Genomic DNA, 22586 nt, shown 5'->3' with positions numbered 1-22586 from the left:
TTTACAATAATAATATTGAGCTATAGAATTACATCTAAAGGGGCAATTAGCTCAGCTGGTAGAGCATCTCGTTTACACCGAGGAGGTCGGCAGTTCAAGTCTGTCATTGCCCATTTGCTTAACTGAATGTTAGTATTATTAATTACTTCAATTAAAGTATAAAAAATGCAGGATAATATAGTACCAATCTCAATAGTAAAAGAGCTGGAAGATTCTTATCTCTCCTACGCAATGAGCGTTATCATAAGCCGGGCTATACCTGACGTGCGGGATGGATTTAAACCTGTTCATAGGCGCATATTATATGCAATGTCAAGGGCTGGATACGATGCTGGTAAGCCATATAAAAAGGCGGCTCGTATAGTAGGGGATGTAATGGGGAAATATCACCCACATGGTGATGCAGCTATTTACGATTCCTTGGTTAGAATGGCCCAAGATTTCTCTCTTCTTTTACCACTTATTGATGGGCAAGGTAATTTTGGTTCGATAGATGGAGATCCACCAGCTTCAATGCGATACACAGAAGCAAGGCTTCAGAAGGTGTCACACTTTTTACTAAATGATATTGACGAAGATACAGTTGATTTTAGGCCAAACTATGATGGAAATGAAACAGAGCCTGTTGTGCTGCCTGCAGAGTTTCCGAACCTATTGGTAAATGGTGCAAGTGGTGTTGCAGTTGGTATGGCAACCAATATTCCTTCTCATAATCTTGGAGAAATAATAGATGCTTGTATGTTATATATAGATAATCCTGAAGTTACTTTGGATGAGTTACTTGAAGTGATGCCAGGGCCGGATTTCCCAACTGGGGGAACGATTCTTGGAAGGTCTGGAATAAGATCAGCATTTGCAACGGGTCGTGGATCAATTGTTGTGCAAGGCAAGACTCACATGGAAGACCTGCCACAAGATAGGCAAGCAATAGTGATTGATGAAATACCTTACCAGGTAAATAAAGTAAAATTAATTGAGAAGATAGGTGAGCTTGTAAAAGAAAAAAGAATTGATGGCATAACAGAAATTAGGGATGAGTCTGATAAGTCTGGTATTAGAGTAGTAATTGACCTCAGAAGAAATGCTGAAGCAAGTTTTATACTTAATCAAATATTGGGACTAACTCCACTAAGAAGTAGTTTTAGTGTTAACACTTTAGTCCTCAACAACAACAGGCCTGCTTTGATGTCATTAAAAGAAATCATAGCTGCTTTTGTTGATTTTAGAAAAGAAGTATTAATCAGGAGAACAGAATTTCGTCTAAGAAAAACGAGGGAAAAAGCTCATATATATATAGGGCTCTACATTGCGGTCCTCAGCATAGATGAAGTGATAAAAATCATCCGTGGTGCAAAAGATCCTGCGGAAGCAAGTAGAGAACTTTTAAATAAAGAATGGAAAACTTCAGCTGAGATAAACACAATTATTGGATTAATCTCAGACAGCACGAGCTTTTTGAAAGATGGAGTGTATAGATTAACTGAGCTGCAAACGAAAGCTATTCTTGACATGAAATTGCAGCGTTTAACAGGCCTTGAAAAAGACAAATTAGAAGCTGAGCTAAGTTCAATGATCAACCTGATAAAAGAATATATCGCTTTTCTTGGCTCAGGAGAGAAGTTGATGAAAGAAATAAAAAACAATCTACAAGAAATAAAGAACAGATTTGCTGTGCCGCGAAAAACTTCAATAGAGGAATCAGATACGGACATTGAAGCTGAAGATCTAATTCCACAAGAGGATATGGTGATAACCGTAACTATGAATGGTTATATCAAGCGTGTGAAGCTTTCTCATTATAGAACTCAGCGTCGTGGTGGAAAAGGAAAGCTAGGACAAGGATTAAAAGAAGAGGATGTAATCACAAAATTATTTGTTGGAAATACCCACACTAGCTTTTTATTCTTTTCTAACATTGGTCGAGTTTATAGATTAAAAGTTTATAAGTTACCTCTTGCAGAGCCAACTGCACGTGGAAGAGCACTTGTTAATATATTCCCGCTTAGCGATGGTGAAACTATAACTAATATAATGCCATTACCAAGTGAAAATGGCGAAAATCAAAACATAGTTTTTGCTACTGCTCATGGGAACATAAGGCGCAACTCTTTAGCGGATTTTCACTATATTCCAAGCAATGGAAAAATAGCAATCAAGCTCGATGAAGGAGATAAGTTAATATCAGTTAAAGTATGCAATGAAATTGATCATGTTTTTCTTTCAACAAGATTCGGCAAAAGTATCAGATTTGTTGTAAGTGATGTGCGTCAATTTAAAAGTCGCAATTCAGATGGCGTAAGAGGTATCAAACTTGCAAAGAATGACAGCGTGATATCCATGACCATATTAAATGGGATAGGTGTAGCAACAGAAACAAAAGAACTTTACTTAAAAGTTCCACTTGCAAAAAGACTGGGAATTGCAATTAATAACTCCATTGATTCTAAATTGGAAAAGACTTTGAATGATTTAGGAATAGATAACGAATTATTCTTAAAACTTGCAGTGAATGAGGAGTTTATATTAACTATTACTGAAAATGGCTTTGGTAAAAGAACTTCTGCGTATGAGTATAGAATAACTAACAGGGGTGGTGTTGGTATCACCAATATTCTTACTACCAGCAGAAACGGCAATGTTGTTGCTAGTTTTCCAGTTGAGCAGGGTGATAATATCATGCTTATTACAGATAAAGGAAAGTTAATTCGTATTTCAGTAAATGATATCAGAATTGCAGGACGTAGCACTCAAGGAGTCACTCTGTTTAAAACAGAGAGTAGAGAAAAGGTGGTGTCAGTAGCGAAAATTGAAGATCCTGATTCCACTGAAGATAGTATTTCTGAAGTTGAAAACTCTATCTCTTCTCAACTGTAGTACAGGTTAAACAAAAAGCGCAAGTTTTTGTTGATTAATACGCAGTATTTAAATTAAAATATATACTTATAGCTAAGTAAAGATCAATGGACAAAAATTTAACTAAAAATAAAAAACCACTGGCAAACAAAGAGGATAAAAAAACACCTCCCGTTAAAGATCTTACTAAAAATAAGAGTAGGAGAGATTTTATAACATTAACTACATGCGCTATGGCAGGTATAGGAGCTGCAAGTGGACTTTGGCCACTGGTTAAGTCTATGAATCCTTCTGCTGAAGTTTTAGCAACTTCCACAGTGGAGGTGAATTTGTCTGGAATCCAGGAAGGACACGGAGTAAAAGTAAAGTGGCAAGGTAAACCAGTATTCATTCGTAGACGCACAAAGCAAGAAATTGAGGTTGCAAGAGCTGTGAATGTAAAGAACTTGAGGGACCCTGAGTCAGATGAACAGAGAGTACGTGAAGGAAAAGACGAATGGTTAATCATGATCGGAATATGTACACATCTTGGGTGTGTACCGGTTGACCACGCTACAAGAGATGGTAATGGTTGGTTCTGTCCTTGCCACGGTTCATATTATGATACATCAGGCCGAGTAATTGGGGGGCCAGCACCAAAAAATATGGTTGTACCTGATTATTTTTTTCCCAGTGAGAATGTTGTGGTAATTGGCAAGAAAGCTTAACGGAACTCGTTAAAAAAAACTCACAGGATCAACATCTATTATCACCGCAATACTCGAATTTAGGTTACAATTTTCAATCCAACATTTCAGCTTTTTTTGTATGGATAGACTATGCTTATTGTGTATTTTTAATAATACCCTATACCGATACTTATTATTTAAAAAATTTATCGCTGCTGGTGATGGGCCAAGAATTTCAAATTCCTTTTTGTCTGCACCTACATTTTTTTCCTGGATACAAGTAGTTGAGCTACTTGGATGACGGAGAAGAGATTTTACTATTTCATTCGCTGCTTTTTGTGTTGCAATCTGATTCTTACCACAGATTATAAGCGCTATTAACCTGCTAAATGGTGGCATTTTGGCTTCACGTCTTGACTTAAGTTCAAATTCATAAAATGAGTCCCTTTTTTGATGCAGCAATGCTTTTATTATTGAACTTTCAGGGTTATTGGTTTGCACTATTACCATTCCTTTTTCATTGAATCTTCCTGACCTGCCTGCAACTTGGTGCAACAATTGATACGTCTTTTCCGCTGCTCTCAAATCAGAATTTTCGAGGCTCAAATCTGCATTTATTACTCCAACCAAAGTTAATTTAGGAAAATTGTGCCCCTTAGCAATTATTTGTGTGCCGATTATAATGTTCACCTCTTCTTTCAATATCAAGTCAATGACATTACTAACCGACTTCTGATCGCTGCTTATCATCGCAGTTTTTGCGTTTGGTATTAATTTCACCATTTCTTCAAGTAACCTTTCAATTCCTACACCATAAAGGGAAAATGACTGTTCACTATGGCAATCAGAGCATTTTTCTGGGAGTTTTAATTGATAAGAGCAATGATGGCACAAAAGAGCATTTTTTTTCTTGTGATATGTAAGCCAAACAGCACAATTTAAGCAGGAAATTTTATATCCACACTTTTTACAAACTGCCAGTTGTGCATACCCTCGGCGGTTTAAAAAGAGCATAACCTGCTGTTTTTTCTCTATGGTTTGTTTGATGCTTTCAAAAAGCTCAGAGGAGATCCATTGCTTGTTGTTCCTCATATCTACTACTTTAATGAGTGGCAATTCTGCACCACCGAATCGCTTGGTTAGCTTTACATGATTGTAATTCCCGCTTTTAACATGATGAATCGTTTCAAGCAGTGGAGTTGCTGATGATAAAATAATTGGAATATTTTCAAATTTGGCTAAGATTATCGCCATATCTCGAGCATTATATATAATTCCCTGTTCTTGTTTAAAAGATGAGTCGTGCTCTTCATCAATGATAATTAATTTTAGGTTTTTATAAGGCAAAAAAAGCGCTGACCGTGCACCAATAATTATCTGCGCATTTCCACTTGCTATATTGAGCCAATTATTCCGGCGAGTTTTTGGAGTGAGCCTTGAGTGCCATTCAACTAAGTTTTTTGATATCTGACCATGAATACGGTTTACCAATTGTGAAGTTAAAACAATTTCAGGCAAGAGGATTAGCACTTGCGCATTACCTTCCCCTGATGTCATTTCAATATATTCTGGTGTCATCAGAGTAACTGACACTTTAGTGTACGAACACTGGAATTTGCAGGTAATTTGCGCAGTAGGTGGTGTCATGCAAGTAGCTGACACTGGAATCCAGTTCTTATTATACAACCACCTGGTGTACTCATTTAAAGTTAAGTCTTCTGGATCCCAGTGTCTGGGCACTGGGATGACATCCTTTTTGGTGAAAATTACTCTTATGTTACAAAGTTCGTACAGTTGTGCATCAAATGCTGGAATGACATGTATATTACTGTCACCCTTAATCAATTGTGCAATCACAGAGAGATAAACTTCGGTTTTTCCAGATCCTGTCTCACCGTCAAGCAAAGTCACTGAATACTCATTCAAACTGCTTATTATTTTATCGCTAGCTATCTGCTGTTCAGGACTCAATTTGCAGCTTATTTCACTTATTTCCTGCTTCTGCTTAGCACAAACCAATTTATCTATTTGGTTTACTTTTAACACTCCTCCCATTATCACTTTGGCAAGCATACCAATAGGCATTACATTGTATTGTGCAGCCCACTCTGCAAATGTGATCAATTTTGGTCTAATATTTGGTAAATCGATTTTTTGCTCAATAAATTTTAATGCTCGACCACTCTTGTCACTATATTTCCAAACTATTCCGATCAAGCGTTTTTTGCCAAATGGCACCACTACGTAATCCCCAAGTAAAATCTCAGTATTTTCCTCAATTGCATATGAAAATAACTGATCAATTGGAAGTGGTAGTAATACATCAACTGTTCTTGTCATAGCAGCCTAAGTTTAGCACTGTTTTGAAAATATTCGTTTTGATTTTTGTGGGTTAAACTGATATAGCATTATACTAAATTAATTTGATTGGGGGAGTGAGTATGATTCCAAAAACACGTAAAGAGGCATTCAAAGTATTAGGATTGTCAGAGAGTGCAAGCACAGAAGAGATTAAGAAGGCATATCACGAGCTTGCATTGAAATGGCATCCACTGTTATGAATGTAGATTATGCTTTTATCACAGCAATCATGATCTCTCATCCCTTCATTCATATCTTTAAGTTCATCGGATAAGTTTGGACTACCTGAAATAAGCATTATGGGCTTATTAGGTGACTTTTCTCCTAATAGAGGGTACAAAGATCCCTCGATTTGGGACTGATCATACCAATGACGCTTATTATGGCAAAAGTAAAACTCATCACAACTTTCCCTGATTGACTTCTCTGAGACAGACTGTAGTAAATCACATATTTTGTTTTTTTTCTCATTTGAGTTTCCTAACATATTTATCTCTTGATTCATTAAAAAGAAAATTTAATTATTACATATATTTGCAAATAAATCAAGCATATCGTTAATAAAGATTGACAAAGCGCTTAGAGTCAAAGTGACATATGGTCTTGTGTAAATTGTGTGATTCGTAGACAATGTCTATGAATCACACAGTTAATCTCTCAATATTTCATTTATAGAGGTTTTCGATCTCGTCTTTTCATCCACTTTTTTTACTATAACTGTACAATAGGTTGAAATGTTATTTTTAGATGGAATAGACCCTGGTATCACTACAGAATAAGGTGGCACTTCGCCATAAAATACCTCGCTAGTTTCTCTATCAATAATCTTTGTTGACGCTCCAATAAACACACCCATGCCAAGGACTGATCCTTCTCTCACTACCACACCCTCGGCTACCTCGCTACGTGCTCCAATAAAGCAATTATCTTCTATAATGACAGGTGAAGCTTGAATAGGCTCAAGGACTCCACCTATTCCCACTCCACCGGAAATATGGCAGTTTTTTCCTATTTGCGCACAGCTACCAATCGTTGACCAGGTATCTATCATTGTTCCTGAATCAACATATGTACCAACGTTGATAAAACTTGGCATTAGGACAACATTTGTACCTATATAAGCAGATCGGCGGACAAAACACCCAGGAACTGCTCTAATTTTTAACTGGCGAAATTTCTCCTCATTCCATTCACTAAATTTGTTACCGATCTTGTCAAACCAGCAATTGGTATTGTCTATTATTTTGTTTTCTTCAGTGAGAAAATGTAATAATATTGCCTGCTTTATCCACTTATGTACTATCCATTCTCCACTCGATAGCTTTTCTGCTACTCTAATTTTGCCACTATCAAGGAGCTCAATTACCTCTTTAATTGCTATTCTTGCTGTTTCCTTTAGGTTACAGTCATTAAATTTTTCTCTATTTTTCCAAATATTTTCTATCTCACTTTGTGTTTTTTTTAGTTGCAAACCTTCCATTTGTTATATATATTAATATTAAATTTATAGCTCTGTACTATTTGAGCTTGTTACTACTTTATATGTAAGTGCTATGAAAATACAATGTAATAGTTGTACTAAAACTTACTTAGTATCTTCTGAGCAAATTGGTGCATTTGGAAGAAAGGTAAAGTGTATGAACTGCAATCATATATGGCATGAACATCTAGAAGAAGTGTCAAACAAATCGCACTCTGCTAATATACAGGAAAAAAAAGTTAGTGGAAGAAATTTTTTACAAAATCTAGCATTTACCACTCTAGCTTTTGCAACAGCTACAGGGTTATGTGTCGTAATTGCTAATGGCATCTTTCCTAGAGAGATGAACAAAGCATACAAAACGATCAGTTTATATAAGGATTCAATAAGCTATAAATTAGGGTACAAAAAAGAACAAACAGAAAATCTAAATGTAAAAAAACTTGTTGTAAATAAGTTTTATCAAGACTACCTTTTTTTATCTAATTTAAGAGCATGTCTTCAAACTGAAGAATGAGCTAATTTGTGAAGCATAATAGTGATCATATTAAAGAAGATATAGTTTTTTGAGGTGAGAGGAGAATGCTCGTAATCTTTACTCATGCGCCTAAAATTGGAAAGCCAGGCAAAAGTTCTTTCAACAATCCAACGTTTGGGAATAACTTGAAATCCTGTATCAACTATTTTCTTGGCAATCGTTAATAAACATCCCGTTTCCAATAAGCATCTGTTTTGTAATTTACCTATGTACCCTTGATCAGCAAAAAACTTACGTAAAGTTGGAACTTTGCATTTAACTTGGGCAAAAAGATTTAGAGCACTATCACGATCTTGAATACTTGCACTCTGTACTTCAGCAGCAATTACAAGACCCACAGTATCTACAATAATATGGCGTTTTCTGCCCTTTATTTTTTTGCCAGCATCATATCCTCTGGATCCCCTTTTTGAGTAGTTTTCACTGACTGGCTATCAATTATACCTACTGATGGAGTCTTATTTTTACCAATCATCTCTCTTACTTTTTTAACTAGAAAATCATGAATTTCTTGCCATATTCCACTTTTTTTCAAGCGCGAATTACAACTATATACGGTTTTCCATGGTGAAAAATCTTTAGGCAGTTGTCTCCATTGACATCCTGTTCTCATCATATAGCGGATTGCATTAATAATTGTTCTAATACTATGTTTTCTTGGTCTGCCGGTCTTTTTAGGTTCAAAATATGGCTCTATTGTCTTCCATTCTTTGTCACTTATATCGCTTGGGTACATCTTAAAATGTACCTTATACCATACTTCTTAACTTCTTTCTACTCAGTTTGAAGACATGCTCTAAGATCTAGGCTCTGTGGACAAAATTTTAGAGAAGCCATACAAGAGCTCCAACAAAATTGAGAAAACCCATAAAAACCTCAGCAGTTTTATCAAATCTGGAAAAAATGCGCCTAAAATTTTTAATTTTACCAAAAAAACACTCAATCAAATGACGTTCTTTGTAGATATGCTCATCGTAATACCTTTGCACTTTTCGATTCCGTTTTGGCGGAATAACTACTGTACATCCCTTGTCTTCAAGACTTGTAACAAAGGCATTGCTATCGTAGCCCTTGTCAGCTACTACAGTAGAGTTATAGATACTTTCGGTCAACACTTGTGCCTGCGTAATTTCATTTCTTTGACCAGGAGTCAGAGTAAATTTAAGTGGATTTCCAAGTGCATCGACAAGCGCATGTATTTTAGTTGTAAAGCCACCTTTGCTCCTCCCTAAAGCTTCTTGATCCTTGGAGTTTTTTGTATATCCAGATGAACATGGATGGGCTCGGATGATCGTACCGTCGATTATAGCAACTTCTAAATCAGGCTCTTGTTTAGTATATTCAAGCAATTTTTTCCAGACATCTCTTTCACACCATCTTTTAAATCGCTTATGTATACTCCTGTAATTACCATAAGTTTTTGGTAAAAGTCTCCATTGGCAACCACTTCGCACTATGTACCACACTGCCTCTATGAATATTCTTAAACGTTTTTCATCTTTGCTGTGCATTCCTTTTACGCTTTTTATGAACTCTAAAATTTGTTTCCAATTTTCCTCTTTGATGTAATATTGCATATGGTAGTTTCTCCATTTTTTACCTATTAGGCTAAACTACCATCTTTTTCTCTCTTTTCATATTTTTTGTCCACAGAGCCTAGAACACCAAAAACAATATGGAGTAACTTACGCATTGCAGCACCAACAATGGCCATATTATGCTTACCTCTCTCCTTCAGTCTTTGGCAAAAACTAATAATGATAGGATTGTGATTCTTAGCTACTATGGCAGGAAAGAAAAGTGCCTTACGTAATGTTTGTGAACCGGATTTACTTAATCTGGGCTTGGCATATACAGATGAACCTGACGTTATATTTTGTGGTATAGTTCCTGCATATGCTGCCAATTGCCTGGCATCTCTAAAAACCTCTATATCAGAAACTTCAGCTAAAATAGCTATTGCTGATTCTTCTCCTATTCCTGAGTAGAAGTTGAAAATTTTCCAACAACTCTTTGTGTTGCTTTAATAATTCACATACGGAGTTTTTTTATTGTTTCTATTTTTTGTTCTATGTTCATTGCAACAAGCAGTTGCAACTTCTTTGGGCAGTCTCTTTTTTTTTCTAAGTGGTTATTTACTAATGTTAACTCATCTTTTAACGCAGCCGAGCAACGATAAAGATGTTTTAATTTTTTCATTTCAGGAGAAGCAACTAGAAGGTTCCTGTCTTTGGCAATAATCAGCAATAACTTCTGCATCGGTCTGATCATTCTTTTGTCGTATCAGCTTACTCCTTGCATAAGATTTTATGCAATAAGGATTTACAACACTTACAAAATGTCCAGCATTGTGTAGAAATTCAGCCAGTGCTTCGCTATAACAACCAGTAGATTCCATGCAGGTTTTTACTTTTTCTACATTATGTTTGTGTAGAAAATTCAGTAGACTTTGAAACCCATGATCATCGTTCTTAAAGCTCCTTTTCCTAGTTTCACGCTTTCCTTTTTTGCTTATAAATGAGAGAAAAACATCAAAGCGATCTTTTGATATATCTATGCCCAAAAAGTTGTTGATCATATATAACCCCATACGTTACCATTTAAAGTGAAAAGTATAGGCTTACCTTGTACATACAGAATTAGAACCTTTTAGGTTTTTCTACGATACCGTCCAGCCTATACTTTTGAGGAGGGAATTCTTATCTCCTCTACAGATTTTATATCTAAGAAGAAGCACAGAGTTCCTCCCTTCTCCACCTAATGCTTAAGCTTAAAACATTAGATGCTTTTGACAAGATACAAGAAGTAGGCTACTTTCATGACACCATTCTTTTTTCTGGATCCAAGTAGTCAGGGCACTGGGATGACAAGAGGGGGTATTGGGATGACAAAAAAAGGAGGCTACTGGGATGACGAGAAAGAAGCACTGGGATGACATCATAGGGACTACTTTTATGACATCATTCTTTTTCCTGGATCCAAGTAGTCAGGGCACTGGAATGACATCATAGGGGCGCTGCCGTCATAAAGGAACCAGTGTTAGCTACTTGGATAGGGGGCACTAGAATCCAGTAAGCTTATTTATGCATATAAAAGGTTATTATTTTGTAAAGGCAAAGTTGCTTTTGGTTTTAAGTTAAAGTACAATAAATGCAAAGGCTCATATGATGAATTAAACTGGATCCAAGTAGTCAGCTACTCAGATGACATCAGAGAGATGGTAACCGAAGTTCATGCGATACACGCTACCAAAGTGTTTAAATAATTAATTAGGTTAAGGTTTGGTATTCAAACAGTCGTACATATGCTAGTCAAAATAGGTACCAGAGGAAGTAAGCTTGCAGTTGCCCAGGCTTTAGAAGCAAAACAAAAGTTGCTGGATTCTTTTCCTAACTTATCTATTGAAATTGTTAAAATAAAAACTTCCGGAGACAAGTATGCAAATGCAAACCTTGCTGAAATAGGAGGTAAAGGATTATTCATTAAAGAAATTGAGGCTGAATTGCTCGAAAATAATATAGACATGGCAGTTCACTCGCTAAAGGATGTGCCTGCGTTTTTCTCAGGGGGTTTAACAATTCCTTGTGTTTTAGAAAGGCTAAGTCCATGCGATGCGTTTATTTCTCATAAACACAATAGCCTTGAGTCTTTGCCACAGCAGGCTACTATTGCCACTTCTTCAATAAGACGAAAAGTTCAGTTGTTAAATGTTAGACCAGATTTAAATATAGTACCGCTACGTGGAAATGTAACAACTAGATTGCAAAATCAAAGTTTTGATGGAATAATTTTAGCTGAAGCTGGACTCATAAGATTAGAAAAACATCACTTGATTACAGAGGTATTGCCACCAAAAGTTATGTTAAGTGCAGTGGGACAGGGAGCGATTTGTATTCAATGTAGAAGGAATGATGTAAAAATTATCGATCTTTTAGAGAAAATTAATAATAATATGTCTTTTATAAGAGTGAAATCAGAGCGCAGTTTTATGAAGACAGTGAATGGTTCATGTTTTACACCACTTGCAGCTTTGGCTGAATATGTGAACGAAAATATGCTACACCTTTGTTGTATGTTAGCAAGTGGAAAAAATATATACTTCACTAAGCGCACTTCACTTATAGAAGATGCGGAGAAAATGGGTATGGATGCAGGACTAGAGTTGAAATCAAAATGCTTATAAGCTTACCTAAAGTACGTGGAATCTATCGTTATGACATCTTAATGTCTAAAGCAACGTGGTTAAATGTCGGTGGACGAGCTGATATATTATTTAAACCACGTGATATTGAAGATTTAACATGCTTGATTAAAAACACTGAGTTGCCAGTTAGTGTTATTGGTGCAACATCCAACATAATAGTGCGAGATAGCGGCATTCGAGGAATAACAGTAAAATTAGGTAAGGAGTTTGCATATATTAAAAGTAAGGGTAACAACTCTATTGTTGCAGGCGGTGCTGCGTTACTTAGTAACCTTGCTTACTTTGCAGGAGAGCAACAAATTAGCGGACTTGAGTTTCTAGTTGGAATTCCAGGAACAGTTGGTGGCGGAATAGAAATGAATGCAGGTGCGTATGGTAGTGACATCGCAAGTGTTGTACAATCCATAAAAGCAGTGAATCTAGAGGATGGAAACCTATATGAGTTCTCCAGCGAAGAAATGGGGTATTTTTACCGTGGACATAGCCTAAAAGGAAATTGGATTTTTGTTGAAGCTGAGTTTAAAGGAGTAAACTCAGAGTATGAGCTTATACTGCAAAGGTTAAAGGAAGTTATTGAGAGAAAAAATAAAAGCCAGCCAATAAGAGGAAAAACTGCTGGGTGCATATTCAAAAATCCAAAAAACTACCGAGCATGGGAGTTAATTGATAAATCTGGCTGCCTAGGGTTAAATATTGGTGGAGCTAGAATCTCTAAGAAACATTGTAACTTCTTGCTCAATTACGATAATGCAACTGCATCTGACTTGGAAAACCTTGGCAACAGAGTAAAAGATGCAGTGAAGGATAAATTTAATGTTGAACTTGAGTGGGAGATAAGGGTTTTGGGTAGCTATTAGACAGTTTTTATAGCTTCTGTATATTCGTTCAGGAGAACGGCAAATAAGGTAGACAAGTAATCTATAGCTAACTGAAAAAAGGTTTCCCCAGAAGGGATAAAAAGGTATAAAATGGCTTTAGATAAGGTAGAATGATGCCAAGGCCATTAAAAGACGATCCTTCATGGGGAATGTTCAAAAAAGTGTGTCAAACCGAAAAAAAAGTAATAAATTGATATAAAAAAATGGAGGTTTGACAATGAGTCAGAAAGTAGTAAACAGAACTACCGGTTTGGTAGATTATAAAGAATTAGAAACAAATATCCTGTCGTCTATACGAGATAGGCAGGCCGTTGACAGGAAGAGATGGTGCATTAACACCATTTATAAAAAGACTGCTGGAGGCAAGTTTGGAAGGTGAAATAGAAAATCACTTGTTGGCTGAAAGCGAAGAAAATAATCGAAGAAATGGGAGGAATGGAAAGACTTTACGTACCAGTGCAGGTTCATTTGAGCTATTAACACCAAGAGACAGAGATGGAAATTTTGAACCTCAAATAGTCAAAAAAAGGCAAACAAACCAGAGCTTGAAACGAAGATCTTGAGCACATTTGCCAGTGGTATGAGCTATAGAGATATAGCGTCACATGTTGAGGAAATTTATGATCACAAAATATCGGTGGCAGAGATATCAAGTATTACTGACAAATTGCTACCTATAATCAATGAATGGCGTAGTCGTCCACTGCAATCAGTATACCCGATAGTATTTATGGATGGGATGTTTTTTAAGGTCAAAGAGGATGGACATTGTGTAAGTAAATGTATGTACAATATATTGGGCATAGACCAAAATGGCAGAAAAGAAGTATTAGGTTTTTATTTGGCTGAAAGTGAAGGAGCTAACTTCTGGTTGGGAGTACTAAATGATCTAAAAGAGAGAGGAGTAGAAGATATTCTAATTGTATGTGTAGATGGGCTAAAAAGCTTTCCTGCAGCGATAAATAGTGCGTTTCCTAAAGCAGAAGTACAGCTATGTATAGTGCATCAGATAAGAAATTCTCTGAAATATGTATCCAGCAAAGATGTGAAAGTTTTCATGAATGATCTGAAAAAAATATATCGTGCTGCAAGCAGAGAAATTGCCGAGAATTATTTGCTTGAGTTGGAAGAAAAATGGGGAGAAAAGTACCCATTGGTTGTAAAATCGTGGCAGAATAATTGGGAAAATTTGTCCGGTTATTTCAAGTATTCTGGCCCAGTTAGGAAGCTAATTTATACTACCAATCCTATTGAGGGGCTACATAGGCAGATCAGAAAATTTACTAAAACTAAGGGCTCATTTACTAGTACAAATGCCTTGTATAAACAGGTGTATTGTGCTATAAAAAAGGTAGAGCAAAAATGGACTATGGCTTTGCCTAATTGGGCATTAACTATGTCTCAGTTCGACATTTTCTTTCCTAATAGATTGAAAATTGAGTTGAACTAAAAATGCGGTTTGACACAGTTTATTTAACACTCCCCCTTCATGCACTGCTTATTTGGCTTTCCACCTTTTGCCTTTTTCTTAGTCTCTTCCTCTATTAAAATTTGAATTACTTTTTTAAATGTTTTTTTTACTCCTGTTAACCTACAAAATTCCTCTTCATCAAGCTTGTTTATTTGTTCAAATTTCATACCTTCACTAATATATTACCTTCCTTATAGTACTCCTTTTCTTTAGCAATCTCTGCAGCAGATTAAAATGACAAGAAAACTCGTATTTGGCGTACTATTGTTTAATTTTTTGCACTATGTGCACCTTATGTCTTCGCAGTATTTCTAGGCTCTGTGGACAAAATTTTAGAGAAGCCATACAAGAGCTCCAACAAAATTGAGAAAACCCATAAAAACCTCAGCAGTTTTATCAAATCTGGAAAAAATGCGCCTAAAATTTTTAATTTTACCAAAAAAACACTCAATCAAATGACGTTCTTTGTAGATATGCTCATCGTAATACCTTTGCACTTTTCGATTCCGTTTTGGCGGAATAACTACTGTACATCCCTTGTCTTCAAGACTTGTAACAAAGGCATTGCTATCGTAGCCCTTGTCAGCTACTACAGTAGAGTTATAGATACTTTCGGTCAACACTTGTGCCTGCGTAATTTCATTTCTTTGACCAGGAGTCAGAGTAAATTTAAGTGGATTTCCAAGTGCATCGACAAGCGCATGTATTTTAGTTGTAAAGCCACCTTTGCTCCTCCCTAAAGCTTCTTGATCCTTGGAGTTTTTTGTATATCCAGATGAACATGGATGGGCTCGGATGATCGTACCGTCGATTATAGCAACTTCTAAATCAGGCTCTTGTTTAGTATATTCAAGCAATTTTTTCCAGACATCTCTTTCACACCATCTTTTAAATCGCTTATGTATACTCCTGTAATTACCATAAGTTTTTGGTAAAAGTCTCCATTGGCAACCACTTCGCACTATGTACCACACTGCCTCTATGAATATTCTTAAACGTTTTTCATCTTTGCTGTGCATTCCTTTTACGCTTTTTATGAACTCTAAAATTTGTTTCCAATTTTCCTCTTTGATGTAATATTGCATATGGTAGTTTCTCCATTTTTTACCTATTAGGCTAAACTACCATCTTTTTCTCTCTTTTCATATTTTTTGTCCACAGAGCCTAAAATTTGTTTCCAATTTTCCTCTTTGATGTAATATTGCATATGGTAGTTTCTCCATTTTTTACCTATTAGGCTTAAACTACCATCTTTTTCTCTCTTTTCATATTTTTTGTCCACAGAGCCTAGGGATATCATAACCGAACGTTTTGTTGATTATTGGAATAGGGCTCAGCATTGCTACCAAGTGAAGCAAAAATGGTCTGTTTATCAATTCTGGGTGAGGAATCTTAAGGTAGGGTGTATCAAGTGTCAGGTCATCCCATAACAAAATATCCAAATCAATAACGCGAGGTGCCCACTTTTCATAGACCTGCGGACGGCCAATATCACACTCAATTTGTTTTAGACCTTTTAATAGCTCTTCGGGAGAAGAAGAACAACTTCCATAGACAATCATGTTGAGAAATGGCTTATCCCACTCAGGTGGAGCACCGTTTGGTAAAATGGCCTTAGTTTCTAGAATGATCGAAGACTTTAAATCTTTAAAATAGCGCTCCTTTAGTAACTGAGCAGCCCTTTGTAAATGGGAAAAGCGATTTCCTATATTTGAGCCAACAGAAATGTAAATCATTCTTGCAACGCATTACGATAAGTAAAGAAAACACCTCCATGCACACTGGGGACAGGTGGTGCAACTTTGTGAATAGTTACGCCTATAGAAGAAATAATATGCTTTTTTTGCATCACAAGGTTATTAATGGTCCTGTATATATCATGAGTTAAATGCTCGATTAAGCTGAATTGCTTGCTTTGAACGAGAGATTGAATACTCTGAACTACCTCCAAGTAGCATATAGTATCCTCAAGCCGGTCAGTTGTAAGTCCTAAAGGGGGGGGGATTTAAAGGTAAAATCAATATTAACACTAACTAATTGAGAATGAAACTTCTCTTCTACACTACATCCTAAATGAACCCAAAGCCGCAGGTCAGATATAAGAAGATTACATTGCATTTTAATATCACTGAGTTTAATCTACTTACAATTAATGACACACACTAGCGTTTATCATCCCGTCAAGAAAACCCCACAAGAGTTTTGCTCCTTTCTTAGCGCCTTGCATGGCTTTCTCTTGCTCTTCTTCGCTTAAGTCTGCAATAAGATTTGCACATTCCTCAGAATGCCATTTATCAGCATACATATGAACCGTAAAAAATTGAAGAGAACGCTCATCACTTATTGAATAGTGTTTTTTTAAACCTTCAATTTTAGACTTAGAAACCTCTGGAGTTTGACGTTCATAAGCATAAAGTGCACCCAAACCGGAAGCAAAACCTGATCGTACAATATCAAAGTAACCATCAACTAACTCCTGTGTCTCTTTAATCTGTGCATCCTTATGGAGATCAGACCGTGTTACACCAAGCCCTTCAGCAAAACGTTTCCATAACTCTGGGTGATTTTCATCACCTTGTTCTTCTTCTATCAAATTACCAAGCAAAACCTGTCGCATTTTTAAATCTGGGCACAAAAAATGTATACCACTGATATAACGAGGAAACGCAGCAACATGGTGATAATATTCTTTAGCATAGGTTTGTAAAGCTTGCAAGCTTAAGCTTCCTGTATTCCATGATTGGCAGAATGGATGATTTAGTAAGTGCAACCCATCTAACTTATTATTCAAAGATTTAGTAAATTCCATTATTTCCTCTATTATATCAACATATAATTCATATACTATAGTTTTCTCATTGTTACGATCATGCTAACAATGGTGGGATTGGTAGGACTCGAACCTACGACCAATTCGTTATGAGCGAACTGCTCTAACCGACTGAGCTACAATCCCTTTTATCAATATTTATAATACACACAAAAGCAAATTTGTCTATTAGCTTATTTCACTATCAACCCAACTTAGCAAATCATTTGTTGCACCAATTTTGCGTGCAATTTCCTTACCATCTTGAAATATGATTAAAGTGGGTATAGATTGCACTCCATACTTACTTGGCACTTCAGTCCCTTCATCTATGTCGAACTTGCAGATCTTAATCTTGCCTTTTCTGTCTTTAGCCAACTGTTCAATACGCGGCATTAGACTTTTACATGGCCCACACCATTCTGCCCAAAAGTCTATCAGAACAAACCCTTTATAGTCAGTGACTTCAGATTTGAAATTTTGATCATTTACCGGTGTAATATCATCATTCATAAAATACCTAAATTTTTGTAAATATAGCGCATCAATCAACAGTTAATCAACTAAATTCTTCTAAAAAATTGCCCTAAAGTGTTTTGCACAAACAAAAAACTTCTCACAAATGATTATATTTGATGATTAAAGATATCCACGTTTTCCCAACCCATTAAATCCAACTCAATGCGAGTAGGAAGAAATTCAAAGCACTTTTGGGCCAATTCTTTTCTATTTTCACGTTCCAACATTAAATCTAGCTTTTCCTTTATCTTATGGAGATACAAAACATCAGATGCAGCATAACTTTTTTGTTTGTCTGTCAAATTTTCATTTCCCCAATCAGAAGATTGCTGTTGCTTATTTAATTTGGTGTCAAGTAGTTCTAAGCACAGTTCTTTTAAGCTATGATTATCTGTGTAAGTGCGAACTAACCGTGAAGCTATTTTTGTGCAATAGCACGGAAGTGCCCAAGTTTTCAAGTAATAACGTATTATGCTCAGATCAAATCGTGCGAAGTGAAATATTTTAGTTATATTTTTATCCTCTAATATTTTTCTCAAATTTGGTGCTGTATAATCGTTCTTGAGTTGAACTAAGTGAACGTTGCCATCATTAAAAGAGAGCTGCACAAGGCATAATCTATCTCTGCTATGAAGTAGCCCCATTGCCTCGGTATCAACAGCTATAGACCTTATATCATCTGGTATTGAACTAGCTGGCAAGTCGTCTTTATATAAAAATATTCCCATAAAATTAATACATTTTTTGGCACAATTGAAAACCTATGATAATCAAAAATGAGCCTTAAGTATACGAAAAGATCATAGAAGGAACCACGCAAATTTATGGGCTCTCACATTTTTCGTGTACACGGGGTTTACAAATCGCTGTATATGCCTATAATTAAGTAAATTTAGGTTAATTTAATTGCGGGAGTAGCTCAGTTGGTAGAGCGCAACCTTGCCAAGGTTGAGGTCGAGGGTTCGAACCCCTTCTCCCGCTCTTTACTTTCAAAATCATTTCGTCAAAAATCCCTTGACATATTTCGCCAGCGCCCTTATTGTAGTGCTAAGGGTATTTATGACTCATTGTTTTTGACCTGCAGGCTCAATGACAAAATTCAGGGTATTTATTGGCAGATTACATAAAATTATAGCGGCTGCATGTCTTTTTTATTTTTTCTACATTCAGCCAAATCGCGCTTAAACTAAGCGTCAGCACATTATTACAGCGCCACTTACAGTAATATAGAGTCAAAACTCGCTACTCGGGGCTTCTTTTGCCTTTTTTTTCATTTGGTAAATTTCTTAATATTTATAGCTAAAGTAATTTAGACCTACTGACAACCGTCATCCCGCTGCTTGTTAGCGGGATCTAGAGATACCGTGACGGTATGACGTAGGACTGCTGTGACACCATTATAGAATGAACCAGTGTCAGCTACTTGGATGACAGGAGAATGATGTCATCCAAGTAGCTTGACACTGGCATCCAGTTTTCTTATAATTTCCTTTGTGAAAGAACAAAAGTGCTTATTTGTAACCATAGCTGGCTTACCAAATGCTGGGAAGTCTACATTAATTAACAGCATCATAGGCAAGAAAATTGCAATTGTTACCCCTAAAGTGCAAACAACAAGGACACAAATAAGGGGTGTTGCAACATGCAACAACACACAAATTGTCTTTACTGACTCCCCAGGAATGTTTTCAGCAGAAACAAAGCTTGAGAAAGCTTTAGTCAAATCTGCATGGTCAGCAATCAAGGGTGATGACATCACTTTGTTGCTTGTTGATGTAAGCAATTATTTGAAAAACATAGAAAGAATTAAGACTATATTTATGCGGCTGCAGCGCACAAAAGGCAGATGCATTTTGGTTATCAATAAAACTGATTTGGTAAAAAGGCCAGAACTCAAGATGGCTCATGAGCATCTGAATTTGCTTTATAAATTTGAAAAGGTGTTTACGATATCAGCATTAAAGAATGATGGACTTTCTGATTTGATGAATTACTTGTCTGAAGTTGCACCGGTGAGCCCCTGGTTTTATGAAGAAGATCAAATAACCGATTCCTCAGCAGATTTTTTATCAGCAGAAATTACGAGAGAAAAATTATTCTTGAACCTGCGTGAAGAATTGCCATACTCTACTGCTGTTATAACTGAACAATTTGAGGAAAAAAAAGATAAGAGTTTAGTCATAAAACAGATCATATTTGTGTTAAAAGATAGTCATAAAAAAATAGTGCTAGGGAAAGATGGCAGTAATATTAAAAAAATTAATATCGAAGCGCGTGCTGAACTAGAAAAATTATTTGAGTGCAAAGTTCATCTCTTTTTGTTTGTAAAAGTGCGATCTTGGATAGACCGTCCGGAGGAGTATATAGGCAATGCTTAATTCTTTATTGGTATTTGATATTGAAACTATACCAGATGTAAATTCCTGCAAGAATTTACTCAATATTAGTGACAATAGTAGTGTAGAAGAGAAGAGGGATGCATTAACAAAATATCATCTCGAAATAACAAACGGGCAAAACTCTTTTCTGCGCCAGCCTTTTCACCAAATTGTAGTTATTAGTTTTTTACTTTGTAATATAAGCTATCAGAGCGGTTACGAAGTGTTTACACTGCAAGAAATAAGATCTGGAGGCACACTAAATTCCAGTGAAAAAGAGCTAGTAAAAGGATTTTTTAACTACATATCAGAGAAAAAGCCAAGATTAGTTTCGTTCAACGGACGCACTTTTGATATACCAGTGCTGAAGTATCGTGCTATGGTTCATGGCATTCAAGCAGAATACTTTCATAAAGCTGGTGATAAGTGGAATAGTTACAATCAGAGATATAGTAGTGATTGGCATTGTGATTTGCTTGAATCTCTCTCTGATTTTGGAGCCTCTGCGAGAGTAAAAATGAACGAAGTTTGTGCAGCATTTAATCTTCCTGGTAAGATTGGAGTTGATGGGTCACAAGTTATGGGCTTATATGATAGCGGCAAGATACAAGAGATTCGAGATTATTGTGAAACAGATGTGATTAACACTTATTTGATTTACTTGAGGTTCATGCATCATCAGGGAAGGATTACTACTGAAAGCTACAACAAAAGCGTGGAAGAGCTGCTTTTAGAGTGCGAAAAAAAAGAACATCTAAAAAAATTTAAAGAGGAATGGTTGTGGTGGAAACTTTTATATTGAATTTAAATGAATAGATATTATGGAGCAATCTAACAATTGCTCCATAATGGCAGCTATCCGCCCATTGCAATAGATGAGCAATTTTCATGTGCTATTTGCTCAACTTCCAATACTTCAAATTTATCATTTTGGTATTCTTTTTTCACTTTCTCAAAGAAGTTTGATCCGCCTAAAATATAACCCCCTAATTTTGCAGCATAATATTGAGCATTACCTAAAACTGCAGAGTTAATTCGGCTTAATATTCTCGAAGGGTAGTAAAAGAGAGAAACGTTATTGTTTGATTGGAAATCATCTTCATCCATTATTTTAATAGCTTCATGATAACCATCCAGTCCATGAAAATGACTTACTAGACCAGAATATCTTTCTGGTGTTGGTACTCTTAATTGTGCGCCTACATGGGCATAACCAAACGAACCAGGGCATAATGCTGGCACTGGATCTCGCTGATGGTGAGTGACCCTTATGGTTTTTTCTTGAAGAACGTCATTATAAAATTCACTAGCAGTAAGATCAAAAACTCTTGGATCGCCAAAAGTTGCAACATGAACATTCTCAGCACCTTCTGTTTTATTGAGGCATAAAGCAGCTATCTTAGCAATAGCTCCTCCCATACTGTGACCTGTGAGATTGATTTTAAAATCTTTGATTTCTGATTCTTGTTTTTCAGCATAAGATTTCAAAATGCCATAAAGATTAGGCCATGAATCCGTAAATGAATTATAAAATCCTCTATGCATTCTTCCACCTTCAGGTAAAAGTTCTGAAGTAGTAAAAAGTACATTTGCATCAGTGATTCCATCATTGAAGCCACGAGTACCGTGGTAAGCTACCGTTATTTCTTTACCTTTTATGAAAACATGACCAGCATCTTCCTCAAAACTATTACTAAATGGAATGATTTCATAACCTTCGCTAATAAGTTCAGCTCTAGTTTTATACATTTTTTCAGGGGATGGAATAATTTCATAACCTTCCGTAGTAACTTCAAATCCAGTTTTGTATACTTCTTCAGCTAAGGTGTTGCATCTTTTTTCACTTAACTTATTGTCGTCATCACCATAGCTTATTTTACAGAAATTACTCATTTTTAATAATTTCTCTCTATCAAACCCTGCAATTCCTACAATACTTTCATCTATTTGGTAATCAGAAGGTAAAGAACGTGGCTCATTTGGGTCAGCAGGATTGATAAATTCATCATCTATCTTACATTTGCTGTCATCTGCTAAAATAGAGCTTGATTGTTCTAATTGTGAATCTATACTACTTGCACCAGTACTTGTGGTACTAAACCAATTGCGTAAAAAACTAAAATCCATAAATCTATTTAAAACCAAACAACTTTATTTAACTATAATATAGATTGATACTATTGTCAATAGTGTTTTTCATAATTTATTTTTTTAACATAGCTATAACTATTGTTAGAATAAAAAAATTTTACTTCCATAGAATAAATAGTAGAGTTATAATGCACTAGCAAGCGAACCTCTGTACTAAATTTTGGTTAATATACACGTTAGGCATATTAAAAAAGTTGCTTTCAAGGTGTTGCATTTTACTTTTATTTTCGTTATAAGGTTGCTTTAAGTTGAATTTTCAACATTTTTATATATTTA

At 35.9% G+C, this 22586-nt stretch carries 19 protein-coding genes, 3 tRNA genes and 5 pseudogenes; 12 read left to right on the top strand and 15 right to left on the bottom strand.

Features of this window, described 5'->3' with window-relative positions; translation table 11 throughout:
* Positions 1–40 precede the first annotated feature (40 nt).
* From OPR26_RS05210 to petA, 3 genes are all read left to right on the top strand, one after another.
* A tRNA-Val gene (locus OPR26_RS05210) sits at positions 41–113 on the top strand.
* A 52-nt stretch (positions 114–165) separates the two neighbouring features.
* The gene (gene gyrA, locus OPR26_RS05205; RefSeq protein WP_265015676.1) at positions 166–2874 is read left to right on the top strand and encodes a DNA gyrase subunit A; all 2709 of its coding nucleotides are present in this window, start codon (positions 166–168) and stop codon (positions 2872–2874) included.
* An 86-nt stretch (positions 2875–2960) separates the two neighbouring features.
* A complete protein-coding gene (petA, locus tag OPR26_RS05200) occupies positions 2961–3560 on the top strand; it encodes a ubiquinol-cytochrome c reductase iron-sulfur subunit (RefSeq protein WP_265015675.1) in 600 nt (199 codons plus the stop codon).
* A 9-nt stretch (positions 3561–3569) separates the two neighbouring features.
* Here the strand turns inward: petA and priA are convergent, their stop codons facing one another.
* Positions 3570–5861: a replication restart helicase PriA gene (priA, locus tag OPR26_RS05195; protein WP_265015674.1), complete on the bottom strand. Its 2292-nt coding sequence runs from the start codon at positions 5859–5861 to the stop codon at positions 3570–3572.
* Positions 5862–5962: 101 nt separating this feature from the next.
* Here priA and OPR26_RS07385 point away from each other — a divergent pair, with 101 nt between their 5' ends.
* On the top strand, positions 5963–6082 hold the full coding sequence (locus tag OPR26_RS07385; RefSeq protein WP_406827462.1) for a DnaJ domain-containing protein: 120 nt from the start codon (positions 5963–5965) through the stop codon (positions 6080–6082).
* A 449-nt stretch (positions 6083–6531) separates the two neighbouring features.
* On the opposite strand, the gene dapD is transcribed toward OPR26_RS07385, so the two are convergent.
* On the bottom strand, positions 6532–7362 hold the full coding sequence (gene dapD, locus OPR26_RS05190) for a 2,3,4,5-tetrahydropyridine-2,6-dicarboxylate N-succinyltransferase (RefSeq protein WP_265015673.1): 831 nt from the start codon (positions 7360–7362) through the stop codon (positions 6532–6534).
* 73 nt (positions 7363–7435) lie between these two features.
* On the opposite strand from dapD, the pseudogene OPR26_RS05185 reads away from it, so the two are divergent.
* Positions 7436–7492, top strand: a pseudogene (locus OPR26_RS05185) (zinc-ribbon domain-containing protein); the annotation flags it as partial.
* Between the two features lie 66 nt (positions 7493–7558).
* A complete protein-coding gene (locus tag OPR26_RS05180; RefSeq protein ID WP_265016315.1) occupies positions 7559–7879 on the top strand; it encodes a hypothetical protein in 321 nt (106 codons plus the stop codon).
* Here OPR26_RS05180 and OPR26_RS05175 read toward each other — a convergent pair.
* The 4 genes and pseudogenes from OPR26_RS05175 to OPR26_RS05160 form a co-directional block, all read right to left on the bottom strand.
* The gene (locus tag OPR26_RS05175; RefSeq protein ID WP_265016255.1) at positions 7864–8250 is read right to left on the bottom strand and encodes a transposase; all 387 of its coding nucleotides are present in this window, start codon (positions 8248–8250) and stop codon (positions 7864–7866) included. The two genes, OPR26_RS05180 and OPR26_RS05175, sit on opposite strands and share 16 nt — an antisense overlap.
* Before the next feature lie 20 nt (positions 8251–8270).
* Positions 8271–8636, bottom strand: coding sequence for a transposase (locus OPR26_RS05170; RefSeq protein ID WP_265015672.1), 366 nt, complete (start codon positions 8634–8636; stop codon positions 8271–8273).
* Between the two features lie 88 nt (positions 8637–8724).
* A complete protein-coding gene (locus OPR26_RS05165; protein WP_264702259.1) occupies positions 8725–9477 on the bottom strand; it encodes an IS5 family transposase in 753 nt (250 codons plus the stop codon).
* A gap of 26 nt (positions 9478–9503) precedes the next feature.
* Positions 9504–10478, bottom strand: a pseudogene (locus OPR26_RS05160) (IS110 family RNA-guided transposase).
* Between the two features lie 726 nt (positions 10479–11204).
* On the opposite strand from OPR26_RS05160, the gene hemC reads away from it, so the two are divergent.
* The 3 genes and pseudogenes from hemC (at position 11205) to OPR26_RS05145 (ending at position 14432) form a co-directional block, all read left to right on the top strand.
* Positions 11205–12083, top strand: a complete 879-nt coding sequence (gene hemC / locus OPR26_RS05155; protein ID WP_253301978.1) for a hydroxymethylbilane synthase — start codon at positions 11205–11207, stop codon at positions 12081–12083.
* Positions 12074–12961, top strand: a complete 888-nt coding sequence (gene murB, locus OPR26_RS05150) for a UDP-N-acetylmuramate dehydrogenase (protein ID WP_265015671.1) — start codon at positions 12074–12076, stop codon at positions 12959–12961. Before hemC ends, murB begins: the two co-directional genes overlap by 10 nt.
* A 238-nt stretch (positions 12962–13199) precedes the next feature.
* Positions 13200–14432 (top strand): annotated as a pseudogene (locus tag OPR26_RS05145) (IS256 family transposase).
* Between the two features lie 47 nt (positions 14433–14479).
* Here OPR26_RS05145 and OPR26_RS05140 read toward each other — a convergent pair.
* The 8 genes and pseudogenes from OPR26_RS05140 to OPR26_RS05105 all read right to left on the bottom strand — a co-directional run.
* Positions 14480–14620 (bottom strand): annotated as a pseudogene (locus tag OPR26_RS05140) (IS5/IS1182 family transposase); the annotation flags it as partial.
* A gap of 165 nt (positions 14621–14785) precedes the next feature.
* A complete protein-coding gene (locus OPR26_RS05135) occupies positions 14786–15538 on the bottom strand; it encodes an IS5 family transposase (protein ID WP_264702259.1) in 753 nt (250 codons plus the stop codon).
* Between the two features lie 180 nt (positions 15539–15718).
* The gene (gene folK / locus OPR26_RS05130) at positions 15719–16189 is read right to left on the bottom strand and encodes a 2-amino-4-hydroxy-6-hydroxymethyldihydropteridine diphosphokinase (protein WP_265015669.1); all 471 of its coding nucleotides are present in this window, start codon (positions 16187–16189) and stop codon (positions 15719–15721) included.
* The gene (locus OPR26_RS05125; protein ID WP_265015668.1) at positions 16186–16404 is read right to left on the bottom strand and encodes a dihydroneopterin aldolase; all 219 of its coding nucleotides are present in this window, start codon (positions 16402–16404) and stop codon (positions 16186–16188) included. The genes folK and OPR26_RS05125 overlap by 4 nt, the downstream gene beginning before the upstream one ends.
* Positions 16405–16602: 198 nt before the next feature.
* Positions 16603–17262, bottom strand: a complete 660-nt coding sequence (locus OPR26_RS05120) for a CADD family putative folate metabolism protein (RefSeq protein WP_265015667.1) — start codon at positions 17260–17262, stop codon at positions 16603–16605.
* A 70-nt stretch (positions 17263–17332) separates the two neighbouring features.
* Positions 17333–17409: transfer RNA gene (locus OPR26_RS05115), tRNA-Ile, on the bottom strand.
* Between the two features lie 42 nt (positions 17410–17451).
* A complete protein-coding gene (gene trxA, locus OPR26_RS05110) occupies positions 17452–17775 on the bottom strand; it encodes a thioredoxin (RefSeq protein ID WP_253302712.1) in 324 nt (107 codons plus the stop codon).
* Between the two features lie 113 nt (positions 17776–17888).
* A complete protein-coding gene (locus OPR26_RS05105) occupies positions 17889–18509 on the bottom strand; it encodes a ribonuclease D (protein WP_265015666.1) in 621 nt (206 codons plus the stop codon).
* Positions 18510–18689: 180 nt separating this feature from the next.
* Between OPR26_RS05105 and OPR26_RS05100 the strand changes: the two genes are divergently transcribed.
* The 3 genes and pseudogenes from OPR26_RS05100 (at position 18690) to OPR26_RS05090 (ending at position 20971) form a co-directional block, all read left to right on the top strand.
* Positions 18690–18762, top strand: a tRNA-Gly gene (locus OPR26_RS05100).
* Positions 18763–19274: 512 nt separating this feature from the next.
* The gene (gene era, locus OPR26_RS05095; RefSeq protein ID WP_265015665.1) at positions 19275–20159 is read left to right on the top strand and encodes a GTPase Era; all 885 of its coding nucleotides are present in this window, start codon (positions 19275–19277) and stop codon (positions 20157–20159) included.
* Positions 20152–20971 (top strand): annotated as a pseudogene (locus OPR26_RS05090) (3'-5' exonuclease). The gene era and the pseudogene OPR26_RS05090 overlap by 8 nt, the downstream one beginning before the upstream one ends.
* Before the next feature lie 43 nt (positions 20972–21014).
* Here OPR26_RS05090 and OPR26_RS05085 read toward each other — a convergent pair.
* Positions 21015–22304, bottom strand: coding sequence for a lipase family protein (locus tag OPR26_RS05085; RefSeq protein ID WP_265015664.1), 1290 nt, complete (start codon positions 22302–22304; stop codon positions 21015–21017).
* Between the last annotated feature and the right edge of the window lie 282 nt (positions 22305–22586).

Source organism: Wolbachia endosymbiont (group A) of Anoplius nigerrimus, assembly GCF_947251795.1.
Lineage (GTDB): Bacteria > Pseudomonadota > Alphaproteobacteria > Rickettsiales > Anaplasmataceae > Wolbachia.
This window is presented reverse-complemented; position numbering and strand designations above follow the sequence as displayed.

Excerpts from the sequence above, each read along its gene's own strand:
- gyrA (WP_265015676.1), top strand. The coding sequence starts at position 166 with ATGCAGGATAATATAGTACCAATCTCAATAGTAAAAGAGCTGGAAGAT.
- petA (WP_265015675.1), top strand. The coding sequence starts at position 2,961 with ATGGACAAAAATTTAACTAAAAATAAAAAACCACTGGCAAACAAAGAG.
- priA (WP_265015674.1), bottom strand. The coding sequence starts at position 5,861 with ATGACAAGAACAGTTGATGTATTACTACCACTTCCAATTGATCAGTTA.
- OPR26_RS07385 (WP_406827462.1), top strand. The coding sequence starts at position 5,963 with ATGATTCCAAAAACACGTAAAGAGGCATTCAAAGTATTAGGATTGTCA.
- dapD (WP_265015673.1), bottom strand. The coding sequence starts at position 7,362 with ATGGAAGGTTTGCAACTAAAAAAAACACAAAGTGAGATAGAAAATATT.
- OPR26_RS05170 (WP_265015672.1), bottom strand. The coding sequence starts at position 8,636 with ATGTACCCAAGCGATATAAGTGACAAAGAATGGAAGACAATAGAGCCA.
- OPR26_RS05165 (WP_264702259.1), bottom strand. The coding sequence starts at position 9,477 with ATGCAATATTACATCAAAGAGGAAAATTGGAAACAAATTTTAGAGTTC.
- hemC (WP_253301978.1), top strand. The coding sequence starts at position 11,205 with ATGCTAGTCAAAATAGGTACCAGAGGAAGTAAGCTTGCAGTTGCCCAG.
- murB (WP_265015671.1), top strand. The coding sequence starts at position 12,074 with ATGCTTATAAGCTTACCTAAAGTACGTGGAATCTATCGTTATGACATC.
- OPR26_RS05135 (WP_264702259.1), bottom strand. The coding sequence starts at position 15,538 with ATGCAATATTACATCAAAGAGGAAAATTGGAAACAAATTTTAGAGTTC.
- folK (WP_265015669.1), bottom strand. The coding sequence starts at position 16,189 with ATGATTTACATTTCTGTTGGCTCAAATATAGGAAATCGCTTTTCCCAT.
- OPR26_RS05120 (WP_265015667.1), bottom strand. The coding sequence starts at position 17,262 with ATGGAATTTACTAAATCTTTGAATAATAAGTTAGATGGGTTGCACTTA.
- trxA (WP_253302712.1), bottom strand. The coding sequence starts at position 17,775 with ATGAATGATGATATTACACCGGTAAATGATCAAAATTTCAAATCTGAA.
- OPR26_RS05105 (WP_265015666.1), bottom strand. The coding sequence starts at position 18,509 with ATGGGAATATTTTTATATAAAGACGACTTGCCAGCTAGTTCAATACCA.